22 protein-coding genes are annotated in these 19,883 nt (G+C 63.2%); 4 read left to right on the top strand and 18 right to left on the bottom strand.

Annotated elements, in window-relative coordinates; translation table 11 throughout:
* Positions 1–321: 321 nt before the first annotated feature.
* Both JQ629_RS28670 and JQ629_RS28665 read right to left on the bottom strand, forming a co-directional pair.
* Positions 322–738, bottom strand: a complete 417-nt coding sequence (locus JQ629_RS28670; RefSeq protein WP_212415463.1) for a hypothetical protein — start codon at positions 736–738, stop codon at positions 322–324.
* A 263-nt stretch (positions 739–1,001) separates the two neighbouring features.
* Complete coding sequence (locus tag JQ629_RS28665) at positions 1,002–1,955, bottom strand: hypothetical protein (RefSeq protein WP_212415462.1); 954 nt, start codon at positions 1,953–1,955, stop codon at positions 1,002–1,004.
* A gap of 188 nt (positions 1,956–2,143) precedes the next feature.
* Between JQ629_RS28665 and JQ629_RS28660 the strand changes: the two genes are divergently transcribed.
* The gene (locus JQ629_RS28660) at positions 2,144–3,190 is read left to right on the top strand and encodes a threonine aldolase family protein (protein WP_212415461.1); all 1,047 of its coding nucleotides are present in this window, start codon (positions 2,144–2,146) and stop codon (positions 3,188–3,190) included.
* Positions 3,191–3,276: 86 nt separating this feature from the next.
* Positions 3,277–3,693, top strand: coding sequence for an energy transducer TonB (locus JQ629_RS28655; RefSeq protein ID WP_249135336.1), 417 nt, complete (start codon positions 3,277–3,279; stop codon positions 3,691–3,693).
* Positions 3,694–3,989: 296 nt separating this feature from the next.
* Here the strand turns inward: JQ629_RS28655 and JQ629_RS28650 are convergent, their stop codons facing one another.
* Positions 3,990–4,796 (bottom strand): response regulator, encoded by an 807-nt coding sequence (locus JQ629_RS28650; RefSeq protein WP_212415460.1) that lies wholly within the window; start codon positions 4,794–4,796, stop codon positions 3,990–3,992.
* A gap of 282 nt (positions 4,797–5,078) precedes the next feature.
* Here JQ629_RS28650 and JQ629_RS28645 point away from each other — a divergent pair, with 282 nt between their 5' ends.
* Together JQ629_RS28645 and JQ629_RS28640 are read left to right on the top strand one after the other, a co-directional pair.
* Positions 5,079–5,282 carry a NepR family anti-sigma factor gene (locus JQ629_RS28645; RefSeq protein WP_212415459.1) on the top strand — a complete coding sequence of 68 codons (204 nt, stop codon included), beginning with the start codon at positions 5,079–5,081 and terminating at the stop codon, positions 5,280–5,282.
* Positions 5,282–5,827 (top strand): sigma-70 family RNA polymerase sigma factor, encoded by a 546-nt coding sequence (locus JQ629_RS28640; RefSeq protein WP_211999750.1) that lies wholly within the window; start codon positions 5,282–5,284, stop codon positions 5,825–5,827. Before JQ629_RS28645 ends, JQ629_RS28640 begins: the two co-directional genes overlap by 1 nt.
* A gap of 376 nt (positions 5,828–6,203) precedes the next feature.
* Here the strand turns inward: JQ629_RS28640 and JQ629_RS28635 are convergent, their stop codons facing one another.
* From JQ629_RS28635 to urtB, 15 genes are all read right to left on the bottom strand, one after another.
* A complete protein-coding gene (locus JQ629_RS28635) occupies positions 6,204–7,862 on the bottom strand; it encodes a CHASE domain-containing protein (protein WP_212267088.1) in 1,659 nt (552 codons plus the stop codon).
* Positions 7,863–8,229: 367 nt separating this feature from the next.
* Positions 8,230–8,868, bottom strand: coding sequence for an urease accessory protein UreG (gene ureG, locus JQ629_RS28630; protein ID WP_212415458.1), 639 nt, complete (start codon positions 8,866–8,868; stop codon positions 8,230–8,232).
* Positions 8,869–9,103: 235 nt separating this feature from the next.
* The gene (locus tag JQ629_RS28625) at positions 9,104–9,832 is read right to left on the bottom strand and encodes an urease accessory protein UreF (protein ID WP_212415464.1); all 729 of its coding nucleotides are present in this window, start codon (positions 9,830–9,832) and stop codon (positions 9,104–9,106) included.
* Positions 9,813–10,394 (bottom strand): urease accessory protein UreE, encoded by a 582-nt coding sequence (gene ureE, locus JQ629_RS28620; protein ID WP_212415457.1) that lies wholly within the window; start codon positions 10,392–10,394, stop codon positions 9,813–9,815. The genes JQ629_RS28625 and ureE overlap by 20 nt, the downstream gene beginning before the upstream one ends.
* Positions 10,395–10,399: 5 nt before the next feature.
* Complete coding sequence (locus JQ629_RS28615; RefSeq protein ID WP_212415456.1) at positions 10,400–10,699, bottom strand: putative quinol monooxygenase; 300 nt, start codon at positions 10,697–10,699, stop codon at positions 10,400–10,402.
* A 25-nt stretch (positions 10,700–10,724) separates the two neighbouring features.
* Positions 10,725–11,024: a putative quinol monooxygenase gene (locus JQ629_RS28610; RefSeq protein ID WP_192737171.1), complete on the bottom strand. Its 300-nt coding sequence runs from the start codon at positions 11,022–11,024 to the stop codon at positions 10,725–10,727.
* Between the two features lie 49 nt (positions 11,025–11,073).
* Positions 11,074–12,786 carry an urease subunit alpha gene (ureC, locus tag JQ629_RS28605; RefSeq protein ID WP_212415455.1) on the bottom strand — a complete coding sequence of 571 codons (1,713 nt, stop codon included), beginning with the start codon at positions 12,784–12,786 and terminating at the stop codon, positions 11,074–11,076.
* 13 nt (positions 12,787–12,799) lie between these two features.
* On the bottom strand, positions 12,800–13,927 hold the full coding sequence (locus JQ629_RS28600) for a patatin-like phospholipase family protein (protein ID WP_212415454.1): 1,128 nt from the start codon (positions 13,925–13,927) through the stop codon (positions 12,800–12,802).
* A gap of 11 nt (positions 13,928–13,938) precedes the next feature.
* Complete coding sequence (locus JQ629_RS28595; protein ID WP_212206313.1) at positions 13,939–14,244, bottom strand: urease subunit beta; 306 nt, start codon at positions 14,242–14,244, stop codon at positions 13,939–13,941.
* A 135-nt stretch (positions 14,245–14,379) separates the two neighbouring features.
* Positions 14,380–14,682, bottom strand: a complete 303-nt coding sequence (locus tag JQ629_RS28590) for an urease subunit gamma (protein ID WP_212415453.1) — start codon at positions 14,680–14,682, stop codon at positions 14,380–14,382.
* A 62-nt stretch (positions 14,683–14,744) separates the two neighbouring features.
* Positions 14,745–15,581, bottom strand: a complete 837-nt coding sequence (locus JQ629_RS28585) for an urease accessory protein UreD (protein WP_212415452.1) — start codon at positions 15,579–15,581, stop codon at positions 14,745–14,747.
* A gap of 43 nt (positions 15,582–15,624) precedes the next feature.
* On the bottom strand, positions 15,625–16,320 hold the full coding sequence (urtE, locus tag JQ629_RS28580) for an urea ABC transporter ATP-binding subunit UrtE (RefSeq protein ID WP_192737165.1): 696 nt from the start codon (positions 16,318–16,320) through the stop codon (positions 15,625–15,627).
* A gap of 2 nt (positions 16,321–16,322) precedes the next feature.
* Complete coding sequence (gene urtD / locus JQ629_RS28575; protein ID WP_192737164.1) at positions 16,323–17,084, bottom strand: urea ABC transporter ATP-binding protein UrtD; 762 nt, start codon at positions 17,082–17,084, stop codon at positions 16,323–16,325.
* Between the two features lie 4 nt (positions 17,085–17,088).
* Positions 17,089–18,252, bottom strand: coding sequence for an urea ABC transporter permease subunit UrtC (gene urtC / locus JQ629_RS28570; protein WP_212267069.1), 1,164 nt, complete (start codon positions 18,250–18,252; stop codon positions 17,089–17,091).
* Positions 18,249–19,862 carry an urea ABC transporter permease subunit UrtB gene (urtB, locus tag JQ629_RS28565; RefSeq protein WP_212415451.1) on the bottom strand — a complete coding sequence of 538 codons (1,614 nt, stop codon included), beginning with the start codon at positions 19,860–19,862 and terminating at the stop codon, positions 18,249–18,251. Before urtB ends, urtC begins: the two co-directional genes overlap by 4 nt.
* Positions 19,863–19,883: the final 21 nt, after the last annotated feature.

Raw genomic sequence — 19,883 nt, 5'->3', positions numbered from 1 at the left:
CCAACGTCCGTGACGACGGCCGACGCCCTTCTGAGTAGGACGGGATGGGCGAATATATGCCCCTGATTTGTGTTCTGGTAAACAGAAATATTTTTTATTTCAGGGCTTGACACGATTTCCGTAAATCGGAAGTGATTTGCCCCGGCTACGCCAAGGCTACGCCGGGCGCGGCCGTCGGGTTACTTTGTCGCACGTCTCATCGTCATTCCGGGGCTCGCGAAGCGAGAGCCCGGAATCCATTAAGCGACAGCGCATGCCTGATGGATTCCGGGCTCGCGCTACGCGCGCCCCGGAATGACGAGATAGGGAATGGGCGCCCCCTTACGTCACGCACCGCCCGGGCTGGAGCAGCTTGGCCACATCGGTCAGGACGCTGACCGGCGGCTCGCAGGCGACGGCGATTTTCCTGGGCGCGGGCTTTGTCGCCGGCGGTGTCGGCGTCGGCGCCGGGCCGTTGCGCGTTTCGTTGCGCACCGCTTTGGCGACAGGCACGCGGACCAGCACCGAGGTATCGGCGACGCCGTCGTGCCGCAGCACAATGGTCTGGGTCTGCCCGGCCGCCGCGGGAACCGATGCGCGGTCGGACTTGCCGGCGCGATTGACGCCGGTTTCGGGCGCCGCGGCCGTAGCCTGGCGACTGCCGATCAGGTCGTGGGCGAATGCGAGCTGGACCGCGCCCGCGCCAAGGGTCAGGGCGATCGCGAGCGAGCCGAAAATTCCCTTATGAATCTGTGACATGTTGGTGTGTCCCTCGCCCCATGGCGATCATGAACACAACACGAACCAGGCCGTGCGGGTTCGGCGGACAACCGATCACTTAACCGTGTACGAAAATATTTGAAGGCGGCTGGAACGACTCCCCGGCTTGTGAGTCTTTCCAAAAGCCGGTCATTCCCCCTGCCCCATAGACCGGTGATGTGGGGCGCGACCGTGGTGATGCCGGTCGCGCCCCGCTTTTTTTTGAAAATTCAGGAACATCGGCGCGAGCCGAGCCACCCACGTCAATAAAGCTGCACAGGGAGCGGGGTGCCGTCCTTGCCGACCACGAGGCCCCAGGTCTCGCCGGCAGCGAACTCGAACTCCCGGTTGTGCGCCGTGCCGCTCGCGAGCTTGAGGCTGACCTTGTATTTGCCGGGCGGCAGATTGACTTCCTGACCATTGGGCGATTTGCGTCCGCTATGGGCATCGTCAGTCAAACTTTCTCCGGCGCCAGCGGCCAAACTGATGGTCTGCCGGTTGACGGTGATGACGGCCGCTTCCTTCGCGCCGTTGCCAAGCCGCAGCCGCATTTGCCCTGGCATCGGCAGGATGTCGCCATCCGCGTCCGCAGGCTTGCGCTGCGACAAATCGGCGATCGTCCTGTCGCCCTGGCGGGTGAGCCGAAGCTGCGCCGGTCCATCCTTGGTGGCGAACGTGATCGTGGCCTTGTCTCGCTCGATGACCGCGCCTTCATTTTCCGTCCAGCCGCGCTTGGCGAGTGCCTCGCGATAGAAGCGGAGTGTGCCTGCGAGATCGAGCGGCGTTTCGACGTGAACCGCGTCAATGAACCGTGAACTCTTGCCCGTCGTGACAACCCAGGGCTTGGGCCGCGGCAAGCCGGAGACTAGATCGTCGCTCGCGGCCTCTGCGGGCCTGGCGTCCGAGCTGACGCTGCAGAGCAGCCGCCTGCCGATGGCATTCTGCGGACAGTCAGCAATGGCCCACGCCGTCTTGTCGGTATAGCTCCCCTGGAATTTGGGCGGCGTGTTCGACGGGATTGCCGGAGTCCCCTGAGTGGTGGTCCGCGATGACCAATGAAGGGCGCACGGGACGACCAGCGGTGAATAGCCGGTCGCGCAATAATCATAGGGATCCAGCACTTTCGCGAGCGCCACCGTCAGCACGCCTACCGTGGAAGCGGCCGCCGCAACCAGCAGGCCGCTGACCAGCAAAACAACTTTCGTTCGACGCTTCATTGGATGGATTTCCGGTGTTGAGAGGGCTCGGCTCAAGTGCCCGTCCTGAGCTTAGTGGCGCCAGCCATGCAAAGCGTTCATCGCCTGCGAGTCGTTGATTTCTCTGGCGATTTTCGGGAGGCAAACCTCGCGCCTGTTGCGGCCTCATGCTAGCGATGGCGCCCATGACATCAGGAAAGCGACCCGCCATGCCCCCCAACCCCCAGCAGTTTGCGAGCGACAATTATGCCGGCATTTGCCCGGAGGCGTGGGCGGCGATGGCGGAGGCCAATCAGGGGCACGCGACCGCCTATGGCGACGATCCCTGGACCCTGCGCGCGTCGGACGCATTCCGGGAGTTGTTCGAAAAGCCTGACGCCGAAGTGTTTTTTGCCTTCAACGGCACGGCCGCCAATTCGCTGGCGCTGGCGTCGCTGTGCCAGTCCTATCACAGCGTGATCTGCTCCTCGTCGGCCCATGTCGAAACCGACGAATGCGGCGCGCCGGAATTCTTTTCCAACGGCTCAAAACTTCTGATCGCTGCGAGCGAGGACGGCAAACTGACGCCCGACCTGGTGCGCTCCCTCGCCACCGGCCGGTCCGACATCCATTTCCCGAAGCCGCGCGTGGTCACGATCACGCAGCCGACCGAGACCGGCCAGGTGTATTCGCTGGGTGAAATCCGGGCGCTGGCGGCGACCTGCAGGGAAATCGGCCTGCGGCTGCACATGGACGGCGCCCGCTTTGCCAACGCCTGTGCGTCGCTGAATTGCTCGCCGGCGGAGATGACCTGGAAGGCCGGAGTCGATCTGCTGTGTTTCGGCGGCACCAAGAACGGCATGGCGGTCGGCGAAGCGATGTTGTTCTTCGATGCCAGCTTGGCCGAGGATTTTGATTATCGCTGCAAGCAGGCGGGGCAACTCGCTTCTAAGATGCGCTTCCTCGCGGCCCCCTGGGTCGGGCTGCTGCAGGACGGCGCGTGGCTGCGCAATGCACGGCATGCCAACGCCGGCGCCGCGCGGCTCGCTGCCGCGGTGGCCGATTTGCCGGATTTCAAGCTGATGTTTCCGGTGGAGGCCAACGCGGTCTTCCTGCACGCCTCCGCCGACCGGCTGGAAGCGCTGCGCCAGCGCGGCTGGCAGTTTTATACGTTCATCGGCGGCGGCGCGCGTTTCATGTTCGCCTGGGATGCCGATCCGGAAAGGGTCGATGCACTGGCGAGGGATATCAGGGAGGTGTGTGGGGCGCGCAGGTAGATTTCGATTGACGCGGTTAGTTCGCCTTGCGATCAACTGGAGGGTGCGCGCGGCGAAATGCGGAAGCGGTTAGATTATCGATGTGGTTGCGGCTGGGCTTTGTTATTTTCTTGATGGGCGCCGCTATGCCCGGTTACGCCGCCCAAATCGACGTCCTGAAGCGATGGAAAAGTGAAGTCCGCAATCGCCTGAATACCAACACGCGATTTCCGCCCGAAGCGCAGGGCCAGACCGGCGCTGTGACGGTTGGTTTTGTCCTGGACCGCTCGGGCAAGCTGGTTTCGAGTTGGCTTCGGGAAAGCACCGGCATTCCAGCGCTGGATGCAGAGGCGCTGGCGCTGATCGACCGCGCTCAACCGTTTCCAGCACCGCCGCCCAAAGCGGCCGACAGCCAGTTCAAATTCGGCATACAGTTCTTTTTCACCAACGGACCGCACCCCGACCTCGTCAAGGAAGAGGCCACAATCAACGCCAAGATGCGGAGCATCTGCCGCGGCTGTTGACTTGACGACCTGGCACGGTGCTGGCGCGCAGAGTTGGGTGAGGCGTGTAACTGAGGCGCGCGGCTCACAATTATCGTCGTCCCGGCCTTGAGCTCAGATGCGCAATTGCGCATCGGGGGACCCATAACCACCAGCGGAATTTGTCTTGCACGGTAGTCGTTGTCTTTCTTTCCAACGATACCGGCCGCGGCGTATGGGTCCCGGCCTTCGCCGGGACGACGAAAGAAAGCCGAGCGCGCAAGAAAAACGGCGCGCCGTGAAGCGCGCCGTTTTCGTTTTAGTACAACGATACCAGCCTAACCCGTCGCTGCCCGTGGCGCGCGGTTGCGGGAGTTGCGCTGGAAGAACAGCGCCTGGCTCGCCACCGCCGAGACCATCGCGGGCTGGAACGGTTTTGAGATCAGGAACGCCGGCTCGGGGCGCTCGCCGGTGAGGAAGCGCTCGGGATAGGCGGTGATGAACACCACGGGGACCTCGAACACCTTCAACAGCTCGTTGACCGCATCGAGGCCGGAAGAGCCGTCGGCGAGCTGGATGTCGGCGAGGATCAGCCCCGGCTTCTTGTTCTTGGCCAGCGCGACCGCATCGGCATGGGTGCGCGCGACGCCGATGACGTTGTGGCCGAGGTTCTTCACCAGGCTCTCGAGGTCCATCGCGATGAAGGTCTCGTCCTCGATGATGAGCACGTCGGTGGCGATTTCCGCCGCCATCTCGCGGCCGGCGGCGTCGGCAAGCTTACGGGTCTCGGCGATGTCGGTGCCGAGAATGAAACCCACTTCCTCTTCGGAAAAGCCCTCCAGCGACAGCAGCAGGAACGCCTGGCGCGGCAACGGCGTGATGTTCGAGAGCCGGCGCTCCGACGGCAGAGCCAGCGTCGTAACATCGGGGTTCTCGTTGACCGAGACCGAATTCCAGATCTGCGTGAACAGCCGGAACAGTCCGGCGCGCGGACCGTGCTTTTCGTCGAGCAGCGAGCCGTCCTGCAGCAAGGCCTCCAGCATGGCCCCGACATAAGCGTCACCTGACGACTGGTTTCCGGTCAGCGCGCGGGCGTAGCGCCGCAACAGCGGCAAATGTTCAGCAACGAGCTGTGATCGGGACATCCCCACTCCATCCTTGTCTGAGGCCCTGTGCGGGCCACATCTGGGTCGAACCTGAACGCCTGGTCCGGCGTAACCTACCTGAAACGGGGCGACCCGGTTCCCCTGTCATCCCCGAATACGCCTGAGGGGCGAAAAAGTTCCTCCAAACAGTTCCCTAATTTCGGAACTTTTCTGAACTCATCGCATTAGGCTTGACCAAGAGCGCGGGCGGCCAAGGCCTAATTTCGAGGAAAAGTCTTGAAATATAAGGTACTTAACACTCGGGGAAGCGTGGATGACATCATGAAAGAAGTAAAAAAGCAGGGCGGTCTCAATGCCGAGATCCAGTCTAGAATCGGCCACCAGCTGCGCGCCATGTATGACGACGTGGTGCGCCAAGGGGTACCAGACCGCTTTGCGGAGCTGATCCGGAAGCTCGACGGGCCCGAAGCGGTGGCTCAAGCGGCCCAAACGGACCAAGCTGCAAAAACTGACGGGAGGGACTGATGCCTCTCACAGACTCTCTTCGCGACGACATCCTGGCGTCGGTACCGTCCTTGCGCGCGTTCGCGATCTCGCTCAGCGGTAACGGCGACCGTGCGGACGATCTGGTGCAGGAAACGTTGCTGCGCGCGATCGCCAACATCGACTCGTTCCAGCCCGGTTCGAACCTGCCGGCATGGCTGTTCACGATCCTGCGCAACCTGTTCCGCTCCGACTATCGCAAGCGGCGGCGCGAGGTCGAGGACGCCGAGGGCAATTACGCCAAAACCCTGAAGACCCAGCCGGCGCAGAACGCGCATCTGGAGTTCGAGGAGTTTCGCGTCGCGCTCGACAAGCTGCCGCAAGACCAGCGCGAAGCGTTGATCCTGGTCGGCGCCTCCGGCTTCTCCTATGAGGACGCCGCGGCCATCTGCGGCTGCGCAGTCGGCACCATCAAGAGCCGCGTCAATCGCGCGCGCTCGAAGCTTTCCGCCCTGCTCTATGTCGACGGCGCCGAGGATTTCGGCCCCGACAACACGGTGCGCGCGGTGATCGGCGGCAACAGCTGACATGCATCGGTTCGCATGACGCAAAAGGCGGCCCGACCGGGCCGCCTTTTTTGTTGTCGGGAAGTTCTGGGTTTCTAATTCAGGCCGCCGAAGGCGTAGATCAGCACGAGAATCGGCAGAGGTATGCCGAGCACCCATAACAGCAGATAGCGTCCCATGGATGGTCTCCGTCCGTCATCTGATTGATACGAATAAATGCGTGGGGGACGCGAGTGGTTCCTAGATGACGCGCTGGAACGAGACAACATTCACCGTCATTGCGAGGAGCGCAGCGACGAAGCAATCCACTCTTGCTTTTCCGCGGCAAGATGGATTGCTTCGCTTCGCTCGCAATGACGGGGAGAATTCTTGCGTACACGAACGCAAAAGGGAGCGCTTACTTCACCGGCCGCACCGGGGCGGAGAGCTGTTCGGTGCGGTCGCGTTCGGTCATGTCGACGACGGTGACCATGGGCGCGGTCAGCTCATAGACGTAGCTGACATCGGTGAAGAAGCGCTTGGCGGTGCCCCCGAGCGCTTCCGGCGCCACGCGGTCGAGCAGGATCAGGCCGAAATCACTGTCCTCGCGCCGGGTCGCCGCTGAGGTGTTGAACTCCTCCCAGCGGAAATGGAAAACCGTATCCGGCTCCTCGCCCGATATTTCCCAGTTCGCGACGATATGCGGATGCTTGCCGACCAGCGACAGGCCCTCGTCGGAATGCGACGCCAGTTCGAAGAACAACAGCGACAGCGATTGCGCGGCGCGCGCGCTCACCGCGATGTCCGGGCCGTTGACCGCGATGCGATCGGCATGCGGTATCGCGCGCGCCTCGAACAGCCCCTTCAGCTTGACGCCCTGCCACTGGCTCTCGCTCAGCAGCGTGACCACGTTCGACATCGCATGGATGCGCCCGATCAAAAGTTCGCGCGAGACGTCGATGTCAGAACCGTGGCGCAGCGTTCGCGTCACGATCGACTGGATCACCGCGAGGATGTTCTTGACCCGGTGGTTGAGCTCGTCGATCACGGCCGTCAGCCGCCGCTCGAAGCCGATCCGCACCTGGATCTCGCGGCTGAGCCGCAAATTGTTGTAGGCGACATAGCCGAACAGGCCGCACACGATGCCGGTCAGCGCCAGCCCGATCGCCGCCACGATCACCGCCGTCTGCTGCGCCCGCACGGCCACGTTGGTCTTGGCGTAATAGCCGAGCGACCAGTCGCGGCCACCGAAGGTCACGGTACGAACCATCGACGGCGCCGGGCCCTCCGGCCTGACCGGCTGCAATGTGACCGCACCCTGGTCGTTGGCGACGAATTCGTCATTGGCGTCACTCGGGTCCTTCAGCACCACCGCAAACAGCGACCGGTCGTCATTGGTCAGCATCAGCGTCGCCAGTTCGTAGGAGAACGTGACGAAGCCTGCGGCCTCGCTGGAGCCTTCCTGATAGACCGGCGCGGCGAGCACGATTCCGACCGGACCATCCTTGCGCAACAGCGGGATCGGGTCCGACGCCACCGGCTTGCCGCCCTCCATCACCTGCGTCAGCACCGGCCCGATGATCGAGTGGCGGTCGTAAGCGCGGCCCGGAAAGCTCAGCGTATCCGCGCTGCGCGGCTCGAGGTCCATCAGCACGTTGATCGGCTTGTCGATCGCCTTCATATCCAGCGGCCGGTCGTCGAAATCGCGAATCGTCGGATCGGTGAACCCTGAGCTCTTCAGCACCGCACGTGCCGCTTCCAGCTCGTCCGGCTTGAGCCGCGCGATCCAATTGGCGACCACGAAATCGGTCTTGAAGGCGTAGATCGACGCGCGCAGCGGCTGCAGCATGTTGGCCTTGAGCACCGACGGCGCGCGAAACAGGCCGGAGGCGACGCGGGCCAGCAGCTCGCGTTCGGTCAACCGGTCCTGCACCAGGCTGGCGTGGACGTCGATGGCGCGCGCCAGCGCGATGCCGTCAAGGGTCACTTCCTGTTCATGAACGCGATAGGCCGCAAGACCGGAGAGCAAACCTCCAATCAGCGCGATGAAGCCGATAATGAAACCCAGCCGGACCACTCGCTTACTCGGGAATGAAGTGTTGGCGCAAACGTGAAGGAAGCATTCGAGGTCTGCCGGGGCGGCAACAAATAGAAACCGGACGACGGCCGATCGCGGGCGAATATGAATGAGCGATCATCAGCACGCAACTAACTGGTTGGCAGCGGGCAACACGTGGCCGCCGTTAACGCTGATTTCGCGGGGCCAGAAGATGCTAATGAAGTCGGACCAATTTGGTTCCAGGCATCCCAGCAATATCCAAGAAGCGACATCCCGCCACCGTCGCGCCCCGTGATGGCGGATTTAAGAAGGCGCGCCGACGCAGGGCCGTGGGCCGCGACCGTTAACCAAATCCGGCGGCGTTAACCCGCCTCTACCCCTGCCATTACCCAACCTTGGCCTTCGGCGCGGGGCGCAGGCCGCCCCTGGTCTCGATGAAGCCGATGATGCGCTCGAGCCCCTCGCTCTTCTTCAGATTGGTCATCACGAAAGGGCGCTCGCCCCGCATCCTTTTTGCGTCGGTATCCATCTTTTCCAGGGACGCGCCGACATGCGGCGCGAGGTCGATCTTGTTGATCACCAGCAGGTCCGAGCGGGTGATGCCCGGCCCGCCCTTGGACGGGATCTTGTCGCCGGCGGCGACGTCGATGACGTAGATCGTAAGATCGGCGAGTTCGGGCGAGAACGTGGCGGCCAGATTGTCACCGCCCGACTCGATCAGCACCAGATCGAGATTGGGGAATTTCGCGCGCATGTCGGCGACGGCGGCGAGATTCATCGAGGCGTCCTCGCGGATCGCGGTGTGCGGGCAGCCGCCGGTCTCGACGCCGGCGATGCGGTCCGCCGTCAGCGAGCCCGAGCGCACCAGGAACTCGGCGTCCCATTTGGTGTAGATGTCGTTGGTGATCGCGGCGATGTCGTAACGCTCGCGCATCGATTTGCAGAGCAGGTCCATCAGCGCGGTCTTGCCGGAGCCGACGGGACCGCCGACACCGACACGCAGCGGGCCGTGAGATTTGGACATTTAAAAAATTCCCTCAATTGTCGTCCCGGCGAAGGCCGGGACCCATACCGCGTGATCTTTCAGTCCGGCACGATGGCCGACGCCCTTCCGCAACAAGCATCGCCGGTGGCTATGGTAAAAAAAGTTATCTGACAGCGCGCCTCAACGATGGGCCGCGGCGTATGGCTCCCCCCGATGCGCAATTGCGCATCTGAGTTCGCCGGGACGACGCGTGGAGGGAGAATTGCCCTGCACATCATGACCGGAACAGCCTCGTATATTGCGTCTCATGCCGGAGACTGGCGAGATCGGCGCGAAACGTCGCGCTGCCGAGATCGTCGAGCGCGGCCTGCAGCGCGCGTGCGGCGGTCGCGACCACCACCGGCTCGAGGGCTGCCAGGATACGCTGGCTGTCGGTCTGCCCCAATGGCACCAGCCGCGCGCCTGCGGAAATCCAGTTCGAGACCACCGCATGCAGGAACGCATGCATCGCCCCCGCCAGCGGAATTTTATGCGCGGCACTGACGATGCCGACCGCGATGGGATAGATGGTGACGCCGTCGCAAGCTGAAACCAGCTCGTCGAGGCCGTCGCAGGTCCAGGCCGCGCGCGCGATGTCGATAAAGGCGCGGCCCTGGGTCGAGGTTTCGAGCTGGCGCTCGCGCGACGGCACGAAGGCCGCGGCAAGCTCCGCGATCTCGCGCAGCGCGGCTTTGTCGTTTGCAGTCGCCGCCCGGTGCGCCTGCGCCAGAAACACGCCGTCGCAAAAGCCCGAGCCGTCGGCCAGCATCGCCGTCAGCCACTCGCGCAACGAGGCGGCATCGGTGATGTCGCCGGCCTCCACCGCCCATTCGATGCCGCTGGAATAGGAGAACGCGCCGACCGGAAAGGCCGGCGACAGCCACGTCATCAGCCGGTACAGCGCCGCTCCCTCGTCTGCCGTCATCCCGTCAGCCGGGACGGGCTCACTTGTGGTCATGAGCATGGGAATGATCGTGGTGGTGATCGTGGTCGCAATGCTCATCATGATGATGGTGGTGGTCGTGATCGTGTGAATGGCCGTGCGAGGAATGGTCGTGGCCGGCATGCCCATGCGCGGCTTCCGGCGCATGCGCGTGGCCCGCATAGGCGCCGCCTTCGGGATCGAACGGCGCCTCGATCTCGATGATGCGCGCGCCGAGGCCCTTCACCATCGCCTCGATCACATGATCCCGGCGAATGCGAAGGCCCTTCGGCATGATCTGGGTCGGCAGATGGCGGTTGCCGAGATGCCAGGCGACGCGAACCAGATGCAGCGGATCGGCGCCGCGGATCTCGATCAGCGGCTCGGGTGCGGCGACCACCTCGATCAGGCGACCGTCTTCCAGCACCAGCGCGTCACCGCCGCGAAGCGCGATCGCGTGTTCCAGGTCGAGCAAAAATTCGAGCCCGCGTGTGCCCGTCATCGCCATCCGCCGCCGGTGCCGATCGTCGAAATCGAGCACCACGGTATCGGCGGCGGCTTCCGTCCAGCGATGCTGGCCCTGAACGCTTGTAGCCCTGATCATAGGAGTTAAAACTTCTCCACCTTGCCGTCGCTGATGATCTCGATCACGGTCGGCGCGGTCTTCATCTGCGATGAATATTCCCGCCACACCTTCATGTGCGGCGCCTTTCCATGGGCGTTGAGGTCGTCGCGGGTCTCCCAGCGCTCAACCACCACATACAGATTGGGATTGTTGACGCTGACATTGCCGTCATAGGAGAGGCAGCCCTTCTCCTTCAGCGTCTCGGCGGTGCAGGCCTTGTGCCCCTTGATGAAGTCGTCCTTGTTTTCCGGCTTCATCGGCGTGGTGGCGATGACGTAGATCATGGATTTTCTCCCTCGTTTTTCTTGATTAGCGGGTTTCGACTTTTTCGGGGGTGATGTACTCGATCTTCGGCGGCGCGCTCATGCATTTGACCGCGACGCGGCCGAAGGTTTTCATGTGCTCGGCGGTCCGGTGCGGCCCCAGCGCCTCCATGTTCTCCCACTGCTCCACGAACACCATCTTGGAATGGTCGGTGACGCTTTCATGCAGATCATAGGCGATGTTGCCCGGCTCTTTCCGGGTTTCCATGATGCAGGCGGTGGCCGCCGCGATGAAATCGGCGCGTGTTTCAGGCTTGATGGTCAGCGTGGCAACGACGTAAATCACGTGAATTCTCCCGGACTTTTGTTCTGGCTTTGATCGCCCGGGCGAAAGCCTAGTACATGAAATAGCGCTGCGCCATGGGTAGCACCTCGGCCGGCGCGCAGGTCAGAAGCTCGCCGTCTGCGCGTACCTCATAGGTCTCGGAATCGACCTCGATCTTGGGGGTGGCGCCGTTGTGGATCATGCTCTTCTTCGAGATACCATCCCGGGTATTCTTGACCGGATAGAGTTTTTTGGCGATGCCGAGCTTGCGCGCCAGCCCACCTGTAATTGCTGCCTTGGACGTGAACACCACGGATGAGGCGGTCAGCGCCTTGCCGTAGGCCGCGAACATCGGCCGGTAATGCACGGGCTGCGGCGTCGGAATCGACGCATTGGGATCGCCCATCGGAGCGGCCACGATCGAACCGCCCTTGATGATGCAATCCGGCTTGACGCCGAAGAACGCCGGCGACCACAGCACGAGATCGGCCATCTTGCCCTTCTCTACCGAGCCGATCAGCTTCGAGACGCCGTGCGCGATGGCGGGGTTGATGGTGTATTTGGCGATGTAGCGCTTGACGCGGAAATTGTCGTTGTTGCCCTTGTCCTCGGGCAGCGAGCCGCGCTGCTTCTTCATCTTGTCGGCGGTCTGCCAGGTGCGGATGATGACCTCGCCGAGCCGGCCCATGGCCTGCGAGTCCGACGACATCATCGAGAGCGCGCCGAGATCGTGGAGAATGTCTTCCGCCGCGATGGTTTCTTTCCGGATCCGGCTTTCGGCAAACGCGAGATCTTCCGCGATCGACGGGTCGAGATGGTGGCACACCATCAGCATGTCGAGATGCTCGTCGATGGTGTTGCGGGTGAACGGCCGCGTCGGATTGGTCGAGGATGGCAGCACGTTCTTCAGGCCGGCAATTTTTATGATATCCGGCGCGTGGCCGCCGCCGGCGCCTTCGGTGTGGAAGGCGTGGATGGTGCGGCCCTTGAAGGCCTTAACCGTGTCTTCGACAAAGCCGGACTCGTTCAGCGTGTCGGAATGCAGCATCACCTGGATGTCGTAATCGTCGGCCACCGACAGGCAGTTGTCGATCGCGGCCGGCGTGGTGCCCCAATCCTCGTGCAGCTTGAGCGCACAGGCGCCGCCCTTGATCATCTCCACCAGCGCCGCCGGGCGCGCCGCGTTGCCCTTGCCCGATATGCCGAGATTGACCGGGAACGCGTCGAACGACTGGATCATCCGCCCCATGTGCCACGGGCCGGGCGTACAGGTGGTGGCAAAGGTGCCATGCGACGGGCCGGTGCCGCCGCCCAGCATCGAGGTGACGCCGCTCATCAACGCGTGCTCGATCTGCTGCGGGCAGATGAAATGGATGTGACTGTCAAAACCGCCGGCGGTGAGGATCTTGCCTTCGCCCGCGATGACGTCGGTGCCGGGGCCGATCACGATGGTCACGCCGGGCTGGATGTCGGGATTGCCGGCCTTGCCGATCGCGGCGATCATGCCCTCCTTGATCGCGACGTCGGCTTTGACGATGCCCCAGTGATCGACGATCAGCGCGTTGGTGATCACGGTATCCGCCGCGCCCTGCCGGTTGGTGACCTGCGACTGGCCCATGCCGTCGCGGATCACCTTGCCGCCGCCGAACTTCACCTCCTCGCCGTAGATGGTGAAATCCTTTTCCACCTCGATGATGAGATCGGTATCAGCCAGCCGCACCCGGTCGCCGGTGGTGGGCCCGAACATGTCGGCATAGACGGAACGTCGCATCTTGATCGACATGAAGAACTCCTGGTCAGTGGGAAGCCGGCAGCAAGCCGTGTGCTTCGAACAATTTTTGCAGCTTCAGTTGGGCAAGTTTGTATCCGATATCATGACGGCGCTTGATGCCTGCGGCAGAAAAATCGCGGAAGGATCCGGACTCTTCGGACGAAAGCGGCAAGCCGGCTTCCGCCATGAGTGCGGGGTCCGTCAGATCGATGTCGGTGATCTCGTCGAGCACCTTGAAGCGTCCCGCATCAAGAACCCGGTCCTTGAGCTTCTGATCGAGCTGTCCTTCGGGGACCGCGGCCGCCAGATCGTCGATAATCCGCAGCAGCATGTTTATGGTGCGCGCGTTCACGCCATCCTGCCGAAGCCGATTGCCGTAGCGCAGCTCGGCCAGCCGATCATTGACCTCGATCATGTTTGTCGGCGCCGCGCGGTTCTTCCGAAACAGATTCATCACGATCAGGATACGATCGACGTCGGCCGATCCGGAAAACGCATGGATGGCGTCGCCGAGCGGCGTGTTATCGACAACACCGCCGTCCCAGAAACTCGCATCGTTGACCGCGGTTGCTGGAAATCCCGGCGGCAGACTGCCGCTCGCCAGTACATGGAGCGGACCGATCTCGGTCTTTGCTTCCGTCTTGTGTGGATGATTGCGGAAGCGGATCAGTTCGCCGGAGGATAAATTGACCGCGGTGACTACAAAGGCGGTCGGACTGCTGTTCAGCGAATCGAAATCCACGTGCTTCTTCAGCGTTCCGAGCATCGGATTGGTGTCGTAGAAGTTGGTCCAGTTGAAGAAATTCCAGACATCCCGGCGAGGTGAATAAAAGCCGGGCACACCGAACAATGCCAGATTGCGGCCTGCGGCAGCCCACCAATGTTTTGGTGTCTCCAGCGCCAGCTCGGACCACAGCGAACGCAGGCGCTTGCGCGCGTCGGCCCGGTCTTTGGCGCCGACCACGCAAGCCGCATTGATCGCACCAATCGATACTCCGGTTACCGCTACCAACCGCAAGGTCCTGCCTCGAACTTCGATGGCATCCATCAATTCGAGTAGCGCTATCATCGCGCCGAACTCGTAAGCTCCGAGCGCGCCGCCGCCCTGGAGTACGACTCCAATTTCGACCGTGTCCTTTGCAACCTGTCCCATGGCAGCCTTGCTTAGAGCTTCCCCTGCACTTCGCCACGAAAGCCATAAACAACACGCTTGCCGGCGAGCGCGACGAGTTGCACGTCGCGGGTCTGGCCGGGCTCGAAACGGACCGCGGTGCCGGCGGCGATGTCGAGGCGCATCCCACGGGCTTTCTTGCGGTCGAATTTGAGCGCCGGGTTGGTCTCGAAGAAATGGTAGTGCGAGCCGACCTGGATCGGACGGTCACCGGTATTGGCGACCGTCAGCGTCACGGTCTTGCGGCCGGCATTGAGTTCGATTTCGCCGTCCTGGATGAAGCGTTCACCGGGGATCATCGTGTCTTCCCTTCCTCGTCATTCCGGGGCGCGCGCAGCGCGAACCCGGAATCTCGTTCCAATAACTTCTGGATTCCCCGATGTGCAATTGCACATCTGAGGTTCGGCCGTACCGGCCGCCCCGGAATGACGACTTCACCTGATCGGCTCATGCACGGTGACGAGTTTCGTTCCGTCCGGAAACGTCGCCTCGACCTGGATGTCGTGGATCATCTCGGGAATCCCGTCCATGCACTGCGCCCGCGAAATCACCTGCGCGCCGGCCTGCATCAGATCGGCCACCGTGCGGCCGTCGCGCGCGCCCTCGACGATGAAGTCGGAAATGATCGCGATCGCTTCGGGATGGTTGAGCTTGACGCCGCGCTCCAGCCTGCGGCGCGCCACCATCGCGGCCATCGAGATCAGGAGCTTGTCTTTTTCGCGGGGGGAGAGATTCATGCGGGCACTCGAGTAATTGGATCGATCTAATTGAGCCAGAGACGTTAGTTGAGCCAGAGACGTTAGTTGAGCCAGAGTCTTGGCAGCGGCACGCCGGAGGCGCGGCCGAGCACGGTCATCATGTCGGCGCGGAGCCGCGCCGCATCTTGGGCACAGAAGCGCGCCATTGCAAATCCATTCCACGCGGAGATTCCGACCTCGCCGCCGAACGCGTCTGATGCTTCGCGGATCCGCTCCACCACGGCTTCGTCGCCGGGCACGATCAGCGCGGTGCCGATCGCGACGCCGCCTTTGGCGATGGCAGGTTGCGCGAGCTTTGCGCCGATATCGCCGTCGAGCCGGATGGTTTCGGCAAACACCAGCCGGCCACCACGGCGCAGCCGCCAGCGATCGATGAATTCGCCGTGCAGCATCCGCTCGCCCATCGCCGCGCGGCCGAACACCACGATTTCGCACAGCAAAAGCGAGGCATCATCAGCCAGGTCGATATCGATGCGCCGTGTGATCCGCGCGCGGTCGAACAGGATGGTCTCCTGCGGCAGCCAGGAAAGGTGCGCGCCCGCCTCGGCCTTGAGCGCAATGTCGAGCGCTGCTGCCGGCCCGGGTGCGCGATAGACCTTCTCGGCCGCCGCCGTCGTCAGCGTCAGCCGCGCGCCCTCACCGGCCACAATGTCGATGTCGAAACGGTCGCCGCCGGCGATGCCGCCGGCCGTGTTGACGAACACGCCGGACAGGCCGTCGTCCTCGGGTGAGGGAAATCTTACGCGGAGCGAGCCGGATTCATGCAAGACGCCGCGGCGGGTGACGCCATCCTGCAGCCGCACGTCGAACTTCACCGCGCCCCGGGCCCGGTTGTCAGCGAAAGTCGATGAAGCTGCGCCCGTCGTTTCGGTCCGCATCCGTTCCCCAAAACCGGCCGCCGCGCCTCAATCCGCTTTAAAGTTACAGCGCCATCTGGCGGCTGATCTCGGCGGGATCCATCGCACTCCGGTCGCACGCATATTTCACCGCGCCCCGGTCCATGACGGCGAAATTGTCGCCGAGCTCGCAGGCAAAGTCGAGATATTGTTCGACCAGCACGATCGCCATGGTGCCGAGGCTGCGCAGATAGGAGATGGCGCGGCCGATATCCTTGATGATCGAGGGCTGGATCCCCTCGGTCGGCTCGTCGAGCAGCAGCAGTTTCGGCCGCATCACCAGCGCCCGGCCAATCGCGAGCTGCTGCTGCTGGCCGCCGGAAAGGTCGCCGCCGCGCCGGCCGAGCATCGAATTCAGCACCGGAAACAGCGAGAACACGTCGTCGGGAATATTGCGGTCGTCACGCTTCAGCGGGCCAAAGCCGGTCTTGAGATTTTCTTCCACCGTCAGCAGCGGAAAAATCTCGCGGCCCTGCGGCACGAAGCCGATGCCTTTTCGCGCCCGCTCGTAAGGCTTAAGGCCGGTGATATCGTCGCCGTTGAGCGTGATCGAACCCGAGGCAATCGGGTATTGGCCGACCATGGCGCGCAGCAGCGAGGTCTTGCCGACGCCGTTGCGGCCGAGCACGCAGGTCACCTTGCCGGGCTCGGCCTTGATCGAAACGCCGCGCAGCGCCTGCGCCGCGCCGTAATAGAGGCTGATATTATCGACGTTCAGCATGATCACCGCCCCAGATACACTTCGACCACGCGGTCATTGGTTGAAACCTGGTCGATCGATCCTTCGGCCAGCACGGTGCCTTCGTGGAGGCAAGTCACCTTGACGCCGAGCTCGCGCACGAAGGTCATGTCGTGCTCGACCACCATGATGGTCTTGTCCTTGTTGATTTCCTTGAGCAGCTCGGCGGTCTGATGGGTCTCGACGTCGGTCATGCCGGCAACGGGCTCGTCGACCAGCAGCAGTTTCGGATCCTGCGCCAGCAGCATGCCGATCTCGAGCCATTGTTTCTGGCCGTGCGACAGGCTTCCGGCGAGCTTGGTCCGCGAATCCTTCAAGCGGATGGTTTCCAGTACGCGCTCGATGCGCTCGGCGTCGGGCTTGCTACCGCGCCAAAACAGCGTGCCCTTGACGCTGTGATCGACATTGAGCGCCAGCAGCAGATTGTCCTCGATGGTCTGGCTCTCGAACACCGTCGGCTTCTGGAATTTGCGGCCGATGCCGAGTTCGGCAATGCGGGTTTCATCGAGGCGCGTCAGGTCGGTGACGCCGTCGAACAGCACCACCCCCTCGTCCGGCTTGGTCTTGCCGGTGATGATGTCCATCATCGTGGTCTTGCCGGCGCCGTTGGGGCCGATGATGGCGCGCATCTCGCCCGGCTCCAGAGTCAGCGACAGATTATTGATGGCGTGGAAGCCGTCGAACGAGACATGCACGCCATCGAGATAGAGCAGCGCGGACGTCGTCCTTGTACCGATGACGTTCATGCGCTCACTCCGCCGGGTTCGGTTCGTTGACGCCGTCTTCGCGCGCCGCACTTTCGGCCATCAGCCGTTTCGCGCTCCACGGCTCATACCAGGCGTTGAAGGTGCCGATGATGCCCTTCGGCAGCAGCAGCGTCACCAGGATGAACAGCGCGCCCAACATGAACAGCCAATACGGCGCCAGGGGACCCGAGGTGAACACGGTCTTGGCGTAATTGACCACGATGGCGCCGAGCGCAGCCCCGATCAGCGTGCCGCGGCCGCCGACCGCCACCCAGATCACCGCCTCGATCGAATTGCCCGGCGCGAACTCGCCGGGATTGATGATGCCGACTTGCGGCACGTAGAGCGCGCCGGCGACGCCGGCCATGCAGGCCGACAGCGTGAACACGAACAGCTTGTAGGATTCGACGCGGTAGCCCAGAAATCGCGTGCGCGACTCGGCGTCGCGGATCGCGATCAGCACCTTGCCGAGTTTCGACGTCACCACCGCGCGGCAGATCAGGAAGGCAATGATCAGCGCCAGGCAGCTCAGGATGAACAAAGCGGCGCGGGTGCCGTCGGCCTGGACGTTGAAGCCCAGAATGTCCTTGAAGTCGGTAAGGCCGTTATTGCCGCCAAAACCGAAATCGTTGCGGAAGAACGCCAGCAGCAGCGCGTAGGTCATCGCCTGCGTGATGATCGACAGATAGACGCCGGTGACGCGGGAGCGGAACGCCAGCCAGCCGAAACAGAAGGCGAGCAGGCCCGGCACGACCAAGACCATCAGCGCTGCGAACCAGAACATGTCGAAGCCGTACCAGTACCAGGGCAGCGACGGATAGTTCAGGAACACCATGAAGTCGGGCAGGACCGGATTGCCGTAGACGCCGCGGCTGCCGATCTGTCGCATCAGGTACATGCCCATCGCGTAACCGCCGAGCGCGAAGAACGCGCCATGGCCGAGCGAGAGAATGCCGCAATAGCCCCAGATCAGATCGATCGAGAGCGCCAGAATGGCGTAGCAGACATATTTGCCGAACAGCGCCACCAGATAGGTCGGCACCTGGAACATCGAACCTGATGGCAGCAGCAGGTTCGACAGCGGGATCAGCACGCCGAGACCGGCGACGATCAAGAGGAAGACGGTCGCGCTGCGATCCAGCGAGCGGGTGAGGACATGCGGCGTCATGCTTCGATCGCCCGTCCCTTGAGCGCGAACAGGCCGCGCGGCCGCTTCTGGATGAACAGGATGATCAGCACCAGAATCGCGATCTTGCCGAGCACGGCCCCCGCCACCGGCTCCAGGAACTTGTTGGCGATGCCGAGCGTGAAGGCGCCGACCAGCGTGCCCCAGAGATTACCGACGCCGCCGAACACCACCACCATGAAGCTGTCGATGATGTAGCTCTGGCCGAGGTTGGGGCTGACATTGTCGATCTGCGACAGCGCCACGCCGGCGATCCCCGCGATGCCGGAGCCGAGGCCGAAGGTAAGCGCGTCGACGCGCGAGGTGGCGATGCCCATCGACGCCGCCATCCGGCGGTTCTGCGTCACCGCGCGCATCTCGAGCCCGAGCGCCGTGTAGCGCAGCATCGCGAGCAGGATAGCGAACACCGCCAGCGTGAAGCAGAGTATCCAGAGCCGGTTATAGGTGATGGTGATCTGGCCGAGTTCGAACGCGCCGCTCATCCAGCTGGGATTGCCGACTTCGCGGTTGGTGGGGCCGAAGGCGGTGCGCACCGCCTGTTGCAGCACCAGCGAGAGGCCCCAGGTCGCGAGCAGGGTTTCCAGCGGGCGACCGTAGAGGAAGCGGATGATGCTGCGCTCGATCACCACGCCGAGTGCGCCGGCAACAAGGAAGGCCAGCGGGACCGCCATCAGCAGCGAATAGTCGAACAATTCGGGATAGCGGGTGCGGATGACCTCCTGCACCACGAAGGTGGTGTAGGCGCCGATCATCACCATTTCGCCATGGGCCATGTTGATGACGCCCATCACGCCGAAGGTGATCGCAAGCCCGATCGCGGCGAGCAGCAGCACCGAGCCCAGCGACAGGCCGTACCAGGCGTTCTGCACCATCGACCACAGCGCAAGATTGCTCTGGATCGCGGAGATCGCGCTGCTAGCAGCCTGCGCCACCAGCGGCGGCGCGTCGCTGCCAAGGCCCGTCAACAGCGCGAGCGCTTCCTGATCGCCGCGCGCCTTGATGATGGCGATGGACTCTAGCTTCTCGGCGTCTGACGCATCCGACTTGTAGAGCAGGATGGCGGCGCGGGCCTCGGCAAAAGCCGATTTCGCAGCCTTATTTGTCTCTTTCGCCAGCGCGCCGTCGATGACCGGAAGCGCGGCCTCGTCATGGCTCTTGAACACCTGTTGCGCCGCCGCGATCCGCTTGGCGGGATCGGGGGACAACAGGGTCAGGCTGCCAAGGGCGGCCTCCACAGTGCGGCGCAGGCGGTTGTTGAGGCGAACGGCGGACGCGCCGGCAGGCAGGCTGGCCACCGCAGCCCCGGTCGCGGCATCGATGATCTTGCCGTCGGCCTGCGTGACGAAAACTTTCTTGGATTCCGGATCGGCCGACAGCCGGCCATCCTGGAGGGCACTGATGATCGGAAAGGCCAGCGCGTTGCCTGACGAAGCGATCAGGCCAATCGCCTCGTCGGTGTCGGAGAATTCGTCATTGGCGAATTTGGCGACCGCATCCTCGAACGGACCCGCCAGCGCCGGCACAGCGAAGGCAGCAATCAGGAAGACGGAAAGAACAAGCGCGCGAAGGCGGTCAAAGACATTGGCAGGCACTGTACGACCCCGGCGGAAGTA

The sequence above is a fragment of the Bradyrhizobium sp. AUGA SZCCT0222 genome, assembly GCF_018130205.1.
Classification (GTDB): Bacteria; Pseudomonadota; Alphaproteobacteria; order Rhizobiales; family Xanthobacteraceae; genus Bradyrhizobium.
The sequence above is the reverse complement of the archived record's forward strand: the minus strand, read 5'-3'. Positions and strand labels throughout refer to the sequence as shown.